Annotated in this window: 10 protein-coding genes; 2 read left to right on the top strand and 8 right to left on the bottom strand. The window is 66.9% G+C overall.

The features are described from left to right. Positions 1-76 precede the first annotated feature (76 nt). Positions 77-2,029: an acetoacetate--CoA ligase gene (locus tag Sa4125_RS05480; protein ID WP_224004558.1), complete on the bottom strand. Its 1,953-nt coding sequence runs from the start codon at positions 2,027-2,029 to the stop codon at positions 77-79. A 267-nt stretch (positions 2,030-2,296) separates the two neighbouring features. Between Sa4125_RS05480 and Sa4125_RS05475 the strand changes: the two genes are divergently transcribed. After that, positions 2,297-4,237: an AsmA-like C-terminal region-containing protein gene (locus tag Sa4125_RS05475; RefSeq protein WP_224004555.1), complete on the top strand. Its 1,941-nt coding sequence runs from the start codon at positions 2,297-2,299 to the stop codon at positions 4,235-4,237. Positions 4,238-4,321: 84 nt separating this feature from the next. Next, positions 4,322-5,530 (top strand): hypothetical protein, encoded by a 1,209-nt coding sequence (locus tag Sa4125_RS05470; RefSeq protein WP_224004553.1) that lies wholly within the window; start codon positions 4,322-4,324, stop codon positions 5,528-5,530. Between the two features lie 42 nt (positions 5,531-5,572). Here Sa4125_RS05470 and Sa4125_RS05465 read toward each other — a convergent pair whose 3' ends face one another. The 7 genes from Sa4125_RS05465 to Sa4125_RS05435 all read right to left on the bottom strand — a co-directional run bounded on the left by Sa4125_RS05465 (position 5,573) and on the right by Sa4125_RS05435 (position 12,634). Further along, positions 5,573-6,391, bottom strand: a complete 819-nt coding sequence (locus Sa4125_RS05465; protein WP_224004550.1) for an ABC transporter permease subunit — start codon at positions 6,389-6,391, stop codon at positions 5,573-5,575. Continuing rightward, entirely contained in the window at positions 6,388-7,314 is a 927-nt protein-coding gene (locus Sa4125_RS05460; RefSeq protein ID WP_224004546.1) for an ABC transporter permease subunit, read from the bottom strand. Before Sa4125_RS05460 ends, Sa4125_RS05465 begins: the two co-directional genes overlap by 4 nt. Positions 7,315-7,321: 7 nt before the next feature. After that, a complete protein-coding gene (locus tag Sa4125_RS05455; protein WP_224004543.1) occupies positions 7,322-8,473 on the bottom strand; it encodes an ABC transporter ATP-binding protein in 1,152 nt (383 codons plus the stop codon). A gap of 77 nt (positions 8,474-8,550) precedes the next feature. Continuing rightward, positions 8,551-9,645 (bottom strand): polyamine ABC transporter substrate-binding protein, encoded by a 1,095-nt coding sequence (locus Sa4125_RS05450; protein ID WP_224007555.1) that lies wholly within the window; start codon positions 9,643-9,645, stop codon positions 8,551-8,553. Positions 9,646-9,750: 105 nt separating this feature from the next. Beyond that, the gene (locus tag Sa4125_RS05445) at positions 9,751-10,263 is read right to left on the bottom strand and encodes a GNAT family N-acetyltransferase (protein WP_224004539.1); all 513 of its coding nucleotides are present in this window, start codon (positions 10,261-10,263) and stop codon (positions 9,751-9,753) included. Positions 10,264-10,313: 50 nt separating this feature from the next. After that, a complete protein-coding gene (locus Sa4125_RS05440; protein ID WP_224007552.1) occupies positions 10,314-11,054 on the bottom strand; it encodes an aspartyl/asparaginyl beta-hydroxylase domain-containing protein in 741 nt (246 codons plus the stop codon). Positions 11,055-11,212: 158 nt separating this feature from the next. Next, a complete protein-coding gene (locus Sa4125_RS05435; RefSeq protein ID WP_224004536.1) occupies positions 11,213-12,634 on the bottom strand; it encodes an XRE family transcriptional regulator in 1,422 nt (473 codons plus the stop codon). Positions 12,635-12,637: the final 3 nt, after the last annotated feature.

Genomic DNA, 12,637 nt, shown 5'->3' with positions numbered 1-12,637 from the left:
CGCGCCGCGATGGTCCTGCGTCGTGACAACCAGGCAGGGCAGCCCGTCAACTTCGAGCGTATCAACGTCGATCGTGTCAGGCGCGCAATTCCGGGCGATCGGCAAACAGGTCGAGCGCCTCCGGATTGGCAAGCGCTTCCTTGTTCTTTACCGGCCGGCCGTGCACCACCTCGCGCACGGCGAGCTCGACGATCTTGCCCGACTTGGTGCGCGGGATGTCGGCGACCGCAAGGATGTGCGCCGGTACATGGCGCGGCGAGGCGCCCTGGCGGACCGCCGTCTTGATCGTCTTCGCCAGTGGCTCGTCGAGTTGGAAGCCCGGCTTGAGCCGGACGAACAGCACCACGCGGACATCGCCGTCCCACTCCTGCCCGATGCAGATCGCCTCCATCACCGCATCGATCTGCTCGACGATGTTGTAGATTTCTGCCGTTCCGATCCTGACCCCTTGCGGGTTCAGCGTCGCATCGGAACGGCCGTGGATGACGATGCCCCGGTGCTCCGTCCACTCGGCGAAATCGCCATGGCACCAGACGCCGGGGAAGCGCTCGAAATAGGCGGCCCGATAGCGCTCCGCTGCCGGATCGTTCCAGAAGCCGACGGGCATGGCCGGAAACGGCCTGGTGCAGACGAGGTCGCCCTTCTCGCCCACAACCGGCTTTCCCTCATCGTTCCAGACATCGACGGCCATGCCGAGACCGGCGCCCTGGATCTCTCCCTCGTAGACCGGCAGCCAGGGCACGCCGAGCACGAAGCAGGAGACGATGTCCGTGCCCCCCGAAATCGAGGCAAGATGCACGTCCGCCTTGATGCCTTCGTAGACGAAGTCGAAGCTTTCCGGCGAGAGCGGCGAGCCCGTGGAGGCGATCATCCGGACGCTCGACAGGTCGTGCGTGGAGATCGGAGTCAGCCCCTCCTTGCGCACCGCGTCGATGAACTTTGCCGAGGTGCCGAGGAACGTCGCCTTTTCCGCCTGAACGTAGTCGAAGATCACGTTGCCATCGGGGTGAAACGGCGAGCCATCGTAGAGGATCAGCGTCGCGCCGGTCGCGAGCGCAGAGACCAGCCAGTTCCACATCATCCAGCCGCAGGTCGTGAAGTAGAAGGCGCGGCTGCCCGGGCCGTTGCCGCAATGCAGCCGGTGTTCCTTCAGGTGCTGGATCAGCGTGCCGCCGGCGGAGTGGACGATGCATTTCGGCACGCCCGTCGTGCCGGAGGAGAAGACGATATAGAGCGGATGCGCGAAGGGCAGCCGCTCGAAGACGATGTCGGCGGGCGCAAACGGCGCAATGAAGTCCGCGAGGGTGACGGCGCCCGGCAACCCCGCCGCGACGTTGCCGGCTTCGCCGGTATAGGCGACGACGATCGTCTTCAGCGGCCTGAGCGCCTCGACGATCGGCTGAAGCTTTGCGGCGACCGCGATTGTCTTGCCGGCATAATAGTAGCCGTCGCAGACGACGAGCAGTTTCGGCTCGATCTGACCGAAGCGATCGAGAACGCCGCGCTCGCCGAAATCGGGCGAGCAGGACGACCAGACGGCGCCGATCGACGTCGCCGCCAGCATCAGTGCGACGGCTTCGGGCAGGTTGGGCAGCATCGCCGCGACCCGGTCGCCGGCGACGACGCCTTCCGCCCGCATCGCCTGCGCCAGGCGCGAGACGAGCGCGCGCAGGGCCTCGTGCGACAGCCGCGCCTCGGCCTTGTCCTCGCCGCGAAAGACGATCGCGTCTCCCGTGGCGCCGGGCCGCAGCAGGTTCTCGGCGAAGTTCAGCGAGGCGTCTGGAAAGAAGCGCGCGGACAGCATGTCGTTTCCGGGCGACAAGACCGTCTCGCCCTTCGTGCCGATGATGGCGCAAAAATCCCAGACGGCCGACCAGAACGCCCCCGGACAATCCACCGACCAGGCGTGCAGCGAGGGATATCCGGCCGCGCTTCCGCCGATCCCCGAGGCCGCATGATCGGCGAAAGCCGTCAGCGGGTGCTCGGCGATCCGCGCCTCGTCCGGCGTCCACAGCAGTCTGGCAGTCATGGCAAGGTCTCCTGCAGCCGTCGCTTCTGCTCGTGACACGAGAGCAGCGATGTCCGCAACCGGGGAAGGCCAGGCCCCGCATCCAATCGCACGGCCGGTGCTTTGCACCCTTGCAGAAGTCACGCTAGAAACAAGCGCGACGTCGCAGCGGGCAATGGCAGCATGCCCTGACCCGAACCATGCCGCCGGCCTTCAGCGCCGGCACCTGCCAGGCGAGCCCTCATGGGCCACGCCCGTCGATGTCGGGACTGCGTGAGGGGAAACGGAGTGACGCGCATCGAGAAGAGGTCGGCACGCTCGCCGCGCCAGTCGGGACTGCGGCATTGGGGACTGCGACAATGGTCGGGCGTCTCGGCGATCGTTGTCGCCCTCGTCGCGGCGACGCTGGCGACCTTTGCCATCCTCTCCGGGCTTTCCCTCCAGGCGGGCGCCGCGCGGGCCGATATCGAACGCCAGCTTTCGGATCTGGCGGGACTGCCCGTCAGCGTGGAAGGATCGTCCTCGCTCAGCCTCCTGCCGAAGACGCAGATCCGGCTGTCGCGCGTGCGCGTCGGAGAGGAAATGGCCGGCGCCCGTCCCATGGCGACGGTCGACGCCATCATCGCGGACCTCGGTCTCTGGGACGCGCTTTTCGGTCGGGCGGAGATCGAGAGGCTGACGGTGATTCGGCCTCGGCTCCTCGCCGGCGCCCTGACCGATCCCGCGCAAGCGGCCATCGCGCCTGCCGCCCCTGCCAAGACCGGGCGCAGTGGCGCGCCTGAAATGCCGGCGCAGGAGGCGCCCTCGGGGCTGGGATCGTCGAGAGACAGCCGCGATTTCCGCCAGATATCGCACTATCTCGCGGCGTTCCTGACGCGGCTCGGCGATCTGACGCGGGTCGATATCAGCAACGGCGCCGTGCGCGCGGCACCCGGTGACAATGCGCGCGGCATCACCGACGCCAACATCACGGTCAGCTGGCCCTCGCCGGGTGCCGCCGCCGTCCTCACTGGCTCCTACGTCTGGAACGGCGAGCCGGCCGACATCAATCTCAAACTGTCGTCGCCGCTCGAGTTTCTGGAAGGCGGCCCCAGCGCCATCGACCTGACGCTGACCTCGCCGCCGCTCGACATCCGGTTTTCGGGCACGGGCTCGACCCGGGGCAACAGCGACTTCGCCGGCGCGGTGAAAATTTCGACGCCTTCGCTGGCCCGTTCGGTTCGCTGGCTCGGTGACCCGAACGCGACCATGCCCGATCTCGGCACCATGGCGATCGAGGCCGCGCTCGAGAGCACCGGGATGAAACTGAACCTTCGCGACGCCACCGTCAGCATCGTCGGCTATTCCGGCACGGGCGCGATGGAAATGGCGATGGGAGCGGACTCCGTTCCCGCGGTCAGCGGCACCCTCGCCTTCGACCAGCTCGATCTCACCGCCTTTGCGCAGGCACTCGCCCCCCTGCCGCGCAATCCACTGGAATTCGAGCGGCGCATCGCGACGGGTTTCATCCACAGGCTCGATCTCGACCTCAGAATTTCGGCGGCGGAAGGCGCGATCGCCACCGTACCGATCACCGATCTTGCCGCGACGGTGAAGTTCAAGGACGGCGTGGCGATGTTCGACGTCGGTGATGCCAGCATGCTCGGCGGCCAGGGCCAGGGCCGATTCGCCGTCGATAGCCGCGCCCGCATCCCCCTGGCCAAGGGATCGGCCAGCGTTTCCGGCATCGATACGGCGCAGCTGCTAGCGGCGATCGGCGTCTCCGCCGTCGGCGTTTCCGGCCTGTCGGATCTGCACGCCGAAGTCGGCATGCCGGTGACCAGCTGGGCCGATATCGCCCGTCGGCTGCAGCTGACGCTCGCCGTAACGGCGCGGGACGGATCGCTCAGCGGTTTTGATCCGGCGGTGTTCCTCGGCGCCGGGACGAAGCCTTTCGCGCTCGCGACGGGCGCTTCGGCGATCCCGTTCAAGAAACTCCAGGCCAAGCTTTCCAGCACCGGGCCGAGCGTTGCGATCCAGAAACTGAGTCTCGACGGCGCGGCTGGAACTTTCGAGGCGGCAGGCGCCCTGTCCACCGCCACGAACGGAATCGATGTTTTTGGCTCGTTCACGCCGCTTTCCACCGCGACCGCCACGCCCCTAGCAAATTCTCAACCCGTCAGCTTCAGAATGTCGGGCGAATGGCCGCGGCCGACGGTGACGACGGGTCCGCCGGTCGCGCCGATGTGACCGCCCGAGCGATCGGGGCGGTCGGCCGGTACGACCCGCCGGCGGCAGCGTCGACGTCCAACCCTGATGCACCGAGTTGTCGCCATGGCCAAATTCGCTTTCTCCCCCGCACGACTGGCCTTCGCCACGTTCTTGACCGGCATGGTCGCGCTGCCGCTCGCGCCCGCCATGGCTGCGTCCAGCGGTTCGATCGCCGAGATGGGCAAGGTCTCCCCTGCCGGTCCGGGGCGCGATCCCGCCGGTCGCCGGAAGCCGGGCGACGACAGGGCGGGCACCGGCGAAGACTGCGTCGGCCGCTACCAGGCGGCGTTGCGGAGGATCAAGGAGACCGAGTTCGCGGCCCTTGCCGGATCGAAGAGACCATCCTCTTCCGCGCGGGCGGAAACGGGGCCGGCCGGCGACCTGTCGCTTCCCGGCATGACGATCTTCACGCCGAAGCCGGCTTCCCGCAGCCGGGCGGAAATGGCGGCGCTGGCCGCGGCGTCGTCGCTCGCCAAGAGCCGCGGGCGGCCGATACCGAGTGCCGACGCGCGCTGGGTGGCCGAGCGCCTGCGGACGGACCTCTCCGACTATCTCTCGCAAAAGCCGACGCCCTATCTCTGCAATGGCGTGCCGCAATACGTCATGACGCTGCGAAAATTTGCCACGCGCGCAGGCAACGACCCGGCGCGGCTGCAATCGCTGCTGGCGACCCAATCGAATGCTGCGTTGAACTCCATCGATGCCGCCTTTGCCGCGATGAAGCCTGTCGCGGCGCCCCGTTTTGCACCGGTCGATCGACCCTCCGCGCTGCTCGACCAGGCGCCGACCGGCGCCATACCGGGCCTGCGCCCCTCGGCCGGTCTGTCGCGCGCCGACACGACCCCGAACCCCGGCGCCGGGACGGGCGCCAGCGATCCCGACTTGCCGCCGCTGAAGGCGTCCATCCCGCGCGTTCTTGCCGAGTCCGACGATCGTGCCGCGGCGGTGGACGATCTTTTGAGCGCAGCACGGTCCGCCGGTTTCCTTGCGCCGGTCGCCGACGAGAGCCTTCCGGCGGTGACCGAACCGGCCCCCACCGAGCCCGTTCTCTCGCGCCTCTTTGCTGCCCGCGCCGCGCTTCGCGCCCCATCGCCGACGCCGGGCGGCGACGGCATACGGCTGGCGCTGGCCTCCGCCTTCGCCGATATCGAGGCGCTCGACTATCTCCAGCGTGCCGCCGGCGAGAAGGGCGATCCGCAGAGCCGCGCCGCCGACGCCGTGTTCGACGCGATCCTCGCTGCCCAGCAGAAGGAATGCACCTGCGGGGGATGAACGGCCGGGAGCCACCGTGGGGATGCAGCTGAACGCCGGCCGTCAGCCGCCGGCGGCGAGCCGTTCGTCGCGCGCGCGCCGGACGACGTCGCGCTTGGTGAGGATCCCCGAGATGATCACGCCGACGGAGACGACGGCGATGAGGATGGTGCAGATGGCGTTGATCTCCGGCGTCACGCCGAGGCGCACCTGGCTGTAGATCCGCATCGGCAGCGTCGTCGCGCCGGGGCCGGTGGCAAAGCTCGAAATGACGAGGTCGTCGAGCGACAGCGTGAAGGCAAGCATCCAGCCGGCGGCCACCGCCGTCCAGATCACCGGCAGGGTGATGAGAAAGAAGGTCTTGCCCGGCGGACAGCCGAGATCCTGCGCCGCCTCCTCCAGCGACCGGTCGACGGCGACAAGGCGCGACTGCACCACGACCGCGACGAAGCAGGTGGTGAAGGTGATGTGGGCGATGGTCAGCGTCCAGAATCCGCGGTTGAAATCGACGGCGACGAAGAGCAGCAGCAGCGACAGGCCGGTGATCACCTCGGGCATCACCAGCGGCGCGTAGATCAGGCCCGAAAACAGCAGCCGCCCGCGGAAGCGGGTGAAGCGCACCAGCGCCATGGCGGCCAGCGTCCCGAGGATCGTGGCGCATGTCGCAGACAAGAGCGCGACGCGGATCGTCACCCAGGCCGCGTCCAGCATCTGGCTGTTGCGCAGGAGCTCGCCATACCATTTCGTCGAGAAGCCGCCCCAGACCGTGACGAGCTGCGAGGCGTTGAAGGAATAGAGGACGAGCAGGCCGATCGGCACGTAGAGGAAGGCGAAGCCGAGGATCAGGCAGAGGATGTTGAAGGAGGTCCAGCGCTGTCTCATGCCGGTGCCTTCGCCTGCAGGCGCTGGAACGCCATGATCGGGACGACGAGCACCAGGAGAAGCACCACCGCGACGGCCGAGGCGACCGGCCAGTCACGGTTGGAGAAGAACTCGTCCCACAGCGTCTTGCCGATCATCAGCGTGTTGGAGCTGCCGAGCAGATCGGGAATGACGAACTCGCCGACCGCCGGAATGAAGACGAGGAAGACGCCGGCGAGGACGCCCGGCAGCGACAGCGGCACGGTGATCGCCCAGAATGCTCTGATCGGCGGACAGCCGAGATCGTTCGCCGCCTCGATCAGCCTGATGTCCATGCGCTCGAGGCTGGCATAGATCGGCAGCACCATGAAGGGCAGGTAGGAATAGACGATGCCGATATGGATCGCCATTTCGGTATTGAGGATCGACAGCGGCGTCGAGATCACCCCCGTCCAGAGCAGAAACTGGTTCAGCAGGCCCTCGTTCTTCAGGATGCCGATCCAAGCATAGACGCGGATGAGGAAGCTCGTCCAGAACGGCAGGATGGTCAGCATCAGCAGGATCGGCCGGATCGCGTCCGGCGCCCTGGCCATGCCGTAGGCGAAGGGATAGGCGACGAGGAGCGTCGCCGCCGTCGAGATCGCCGCGATGCGCAGGCTGGACAGGTAGGAGTTGAGATAGAGCGGATCGTCGAAGATCCAGACATAGTTGGCGAAGTCGAGCTTCTGCAGATTGGCCATGAAGCCGGAGACCGAATCCAGCGCGAAGGCCGGGAGATAGGGCGGCATCGCGATCGCCGTCTCCGACAGCGAGATCTTCAGGACGATCAGGAACGGTGCCAGGAAGAACAGGACGAGCCAGAGATAGGGCAGTCCGATGACGATCGTCTGGTAGAGGCGGGAGACCGGCCGGACGGACGGGTTGGCGGACGGGTTGGCGGCCATGGTGCCCTCAGTGCGTCAGGACGATGCCGGCATCCGGCGCGAAGGTCAGCCAGACGTCGTCGTCCCAGGTCAGCGGCTCGGCGGCGCTTCGCATGGCGTTGATGGTCGTCGCCCGGACGATGTCGCCGGAAGCGAGCTTGACGTTGAACTGCGTCACATCGCCGAAATAGGCGATGTCCCAGATCTGCCCGTGCAGCGCGTTGACGGCAGGATCGGCCGGCGGCTGACGGGTGATCTTCACCTTTTCCGGGCGAATGGCGAAGGCGGCCGGCGTCCCGGGCGCGAAGTCCGCGGGGGCCTCCGCCTCGACCATCGTGCCGGCGGCGGCGAGCCGCAGGAGCCCGTTGCGCCGCCCCTCGACGATGCCGTCGAGCAGGCTGACATGGCCGATGAAATCGGCGACGTAGCGGTTGGACGGCGCCTCGTAGATCACCGCGGGCGGCGCCACCTGCGCGATTTTCCCCTCGCGCATCAGGGCGATGCGGTCGGCCATGACCATGGCCTCCTCCTGGTCGTGGGTGACGACGATGAAGGTGAGGCCCAGATCCTGCTGCAGGTCCATCAGTTCGAACTGCGTCTCCTCGCGCAGCTTCTTGTCGAGCGCGCCGAGCGGCTCGTCGAGGAGCAGGACCTTCGGGCGCTTGGCCAACGAGCGGGCGAGCGCCACGCGCTGCTGCTGCCCGCCGGACAGCTGTTGCGGCTTGCGCTTGGCGAAGGGCGCCAGTTTCACGAGCTTCAGCATCTCGCCGACGCGGTCGGAGATCTCCGACTTCGCCATCCCGTCCTGCTTCAGGCCGAAGGCGATGTTCTTCTCCACCGTCATGTGCGGGAAGAGGGCGTAGGACTGGAACATCATGTTCAGCGGCCGCTTGTGCGGCGGCATGCCGATGAGGCTCTTGCCGTCGAGCCGGATGTCGCCCGATGTCGGCGTCTCGAAGCCGGCCAGCATGCGCAACAATGTCGACTTGCCGCAGCCGGAAGGGCCGAGCAGCGCGAAGAATTCGCGGGTGTAGATGTGGAGCGTCAGGTCGTCGACGGCGGTGAAATTGCCGAACCTCTTCGTGACCTTGTCGACCTCGATCAGCGGCTTCTGCGCCGGATCGCTCCACGGTTCGAAACTTCGGCGGATATTGCCGAGAGACTTTGTCGTCACTGCCATGGCGCGCGCCCATCCTGCCGGGAGCATCGAGAGCCCGGCCGCGCGGAGGCGGCCGGGGGAGGATCAGGACGCGGCGATCACTGGCCGGTCTTGACGGTGGTGAAGGCCCGGGTCACCAAACGCTGCGTCTTCGCGTCGTAGGGCTGCTTGGTATAGAGCTTGGCGAGCGTCGCCTCGTCCGGATAGATCGCCTTGTCGTCGAGGATCTCCTTGGAGATCAGCGCCTGCGACGCCTTGTTGCCGTTGGCGTAGCTGACATAGTCGGTCGCCTTGGCGATGACTTCCGGGCGCATCATGTAGTTGATGAAGGTCAGCGCGTTGTCGACATGCGGGGCGTCGGCGGGGATGGCCATCTGGTCGAACCACATCAGCGCTCCCTCCTTGGGGATGCGGTAGCTGATCTCGACGCCCTGGCCCGCCTCGGCGGCCCGCGCCTTGGCCTGGAAGATGTCGCCGGAATAGCAGACCGCGACGCAGATATCGCCATTGGCCAGGCCGTTGATGTATTCCGACGAGTGGAATTTCCGGACGAAGGGACGCACCGCGACGAGCAGGTCGCGCGCCTTGTCGATGTCCTCGGCACTCGTCGAGTTCGGGTCGAGCCCGAGATAGTTGAGCGCTGCCGGGATGAGCTCGTTGCCGGTATCCAGCATGTCGATGCCGCAGGATGCGAGCTTCTCGGCATTCTTCGGGTCGAAGACCAGAGCCCATGAATCGGTCGGCGCGTCCGGCAGGGCTTCCGCGACCTTCTTGTCGTTGATGCCGACGCCGGTGGTGCCCCACATGTAGTTGACCGAGTAGGCATTCTCAGGATCGTAGACGGCGACGCGCGTCTGCACGACGTCCCACATCTCGCCCATATTGGTCAGCTTTGCCGGGTCGAGCTTCTGGAACACGCCGGCCGAGATCTGGCGCGACAGAAACTCGGCCGAGGGCACGACGACATCATAGCCCGTGCCGCCGGCCAGCAGCTTGGTCTCCAGAATTTCATTGGAGTCATAGGTATCGTAGACGACTTCGATACCGGTCTCGGCGGTGAAATCCTTCAGGATCGAATCGTCGATATAGTCTGACCAATTGTAGATCCGCACGACCTTTTCCTGCGCCGAGGCAGAGTATGTGGCTGCGATGATCACGGCGGCGGCGGTGGCCGCGGCAAGACGGGACTTCATCAAGGGTCGACCTCGTTCTGAACGTTGGAAGGCGCGCTCGGCGTGTCCGGGCCGCAGGGCACGGACGCTGAAGAGCCTTACTATTCAGCATCTGCCAGCGCCTGCCTAGTCCCTTCGCAGTGCGAAGTCGCGCGATCGACCGGCAAAATCGGAATTCTTCCGGATCATGTAGCGGGCGTCGTCGCCATAGGGCGCGAGGCGGCCGGGCGGCATCGTCGCGGTTGTGTCGTCAAAGCCGAACCGGGCCCAGAAGGGCGCGGTACCGTAGACGGAGACGAGCGCCGCGGCGGGATAGGCCGCCGCGACGGCCAGCAGCCTCGCTACTCCCTCGACCGCCCGACCCGTCCCGCGCTGCTCGGGCGCCAGGGCGACGTCGTGGATGTAATAGCTGTCGGCGTCCGGCCGCAGCCTGCCCAGCAGCCGGTCGAGATGCGGCGGCTCACGCAGTTTCGCCGGATGCGAAATGCCGTAGCCGGCGATCTCCCCAGCCGCGACGAGGACGAGGCAACCGGCCGGAAAGACCGCGAGCCGATCTTCAAAGACCTCCCGCCGCTCCACGAGACCGGGATGGATGCGGTCGGACAGCGCCTTCACGCCGTCGAGATCGGCCGCCGTCATCGAACGCCAACCGTCAGGAGAGACCGCAGGTAAGTCCGCCATCCCGCAGCCTAGCGGTGCTTCTGGCCGGCGCCGTAGAAGATCTTCTCCCAGGCCTTGTGCGCCTTGTAGCCCTCGCGGATGAAGGGCGTGAACATGGCGAGATTCAGGACCGCCTTGTTCGTGAGGTTGGCCGGAAAGTTCAGCGGCTTCTCGAAGTCGACGAACAGCACCACGCGCACGCTGTCGGAGTGGTTCCAGGCCTCGTGCTCGTAGGCGTCGTCGAAGATCAGCGCCTCGCCTTCCTTCCAGTGGCAGACTTCCTTGTCGACGCGGATGCCGATCTTGTCGGGCTGGTCCGGCACGACGAGGCCGAGATGGAAGCGCAGGACGCCGTTGTAGGGGCCGCGGTGCGGCGGCAGGTGCTTGCCGGGCTCGAAGATGGAGAACATCGCCGACTTCATGCCGGGAATCTTCTGCAGGATGCGCCAGGTCTCCGGACACTGCGCGATCGCCGTTTCCGAGGTGATGCCGTAGCCGCAGAGGAAGAAGGTTTTCCAGTTCTGGTCGGACGAGATCGAGCGAACCTCGGAAGAGATCTCGTGGAAGGCCGGGAGCTCACCCTTGCGCACCAGGATCTTGTCCAGCTCGGCGCGGATCAGGCGCCATTCGGCCTCGACCTCGCGCGCCCAGGGAAAATCGTCGGTCGGGTAGACCGCCGGATTGCCGACCGCCGAGTGCTTCAGGTTCAACTTCTCGGCGCCGTCGACCATCTTCTGCACGGCCTTGGCGACGAAGCCCTCGCGCGTCATCGTATCTTCGAGGCCCTGTGTCTTGGCCTTCTGCTCCACGCGCTGGTCCATGTCCGCCGTACCCTTTGCCTGACCCCGAAAGCCGCAAGGCCCCCGGAGCCTGTCGCATCATCCAATGACGCCCAAATAGCGGCGCGGCGCGAAACTGGCAAACGGCGCTACTGGAAATCGAAGGCGCCGAGACCGGTGACCATCTCGTCGAGACCGAGCGGGCGGGTCAGCGGCGGCTCGGCCCGGGCAAGGCACGCCTGGCGCTCGCACAGACGACAGGCCGGACCGATGCCGAGCGTAGCCGGACGTTCGCCAAGCGTGCGGCCGTAGACAGTCTCGCCGGCGAAGGCGATGTCGCAGCCGAGCATCAGCGCGGTGCGGCGCGGCCGCTCGGCATAACCCGCGTTCAGTCCCTCCAGCGTCCGCGACACGGTGAGGTACTGATCGCCGCCGGGCATCTCGACGACATCGACGAGAACGCGGCCGGGCTGCGAGAAGGCGTCGTGCAGCGACAGCTTCGGACAGGCGCCGCCGAAACGCTTCTGGGGAAAGCCGCGCGCGCCGGCGCGGCGGAAGCGGTTGCCGGCATGGTCCACCTCCAGCATGAAGAAGGGGACGCCCGGCGCGCTTTGCCGCTGCAGAGTGGTGAGGCGGTTGGCGGCCTGCTCGAACGACACCTGGAAGCGCCCGGAAAGCACGTCGATATCGTAGGCGGCACGAAGAGCGGCGGCCTGGAAGGGCGCGTAGGGCATCATCAGAGCGAGGGCCGCATAGCGCACGAGTTCGTAGCGCGCGAGCCGCACGGCTTCGGCGCTGGCGAAGGTGAAGGTCGCATTCTCCGCCTCGATCACCGGACCGAAGGCAAGAAGCGCCGCCTCCATCGCCACTTCGCGCAACCGGTCGGCGGCACCGAGGCGCTCGGACAGGAAGAGGCGCCGGGAATGACGGTCGAAGCGTCGGCGCCAGTTCGGCATGGTATCGACCGGAAGGACGCGCACCGAGACCTCGTGCTCGCGGCGCAGCCAGCCCTTCAGCGCGCCCATCAGGTCGTCGCCGGGTGCGAGCAACTGGTGAAAGGTCTCCGCGGCCGATTCGATCGCGGAGAAATGGTTCGGCCGGTTCTCGAAGACGTCGCGCACCTCGTCGATCGGCATGCGGGCGCCGGCCAGACTGATACCGCGGCCCTCGCCGGCGAGCAGGTCCGCGAGGTCGCTGAGGCGGCCGTGCTGCTCGCGATAGGCGCGGTAGAGCTTTGCGATCCCTGCGGCGACGTTCGGCGCCGTGCCTGAAATCTCGACGAGTTCCTGCTCGCCCGGCAGTTCCCCCGCCAAGAGCGGATCGGCGAAAACGGCGCGAAGGTCGGCGACCTGCCCGTCCTTGTCGCCACCCCGCAGGCCCGACAGATCGGCGTCGTAGGTCTGCGACAGTTTCAGGATCAGCTGGACCGTCAGCGGCCGCTGGTTGCGCTCGACGAGGTTCAGATAGGACGGCGAAATGCCGAGCGCCTCTGCCATCGCCGTCTGCGTCAGGCCGAGGCCGGTGCGGATGCGGCGGATCTGCGGGCCGGCGAAGATCTTGTTCTCGGCCATCAG

The sequence above is a fragment of the Aureimonas sp. SA4125 genome (assembly GCF_019973775.1).
GTDB lineage: Bacteria > Pseudomonadota > Alphaproteobacteria > Rhizobiales > Rhizobiaceae > Plantimonas.
This window is presented reverse-complemented; position numbering and strand designations above follow the sequence as displayed.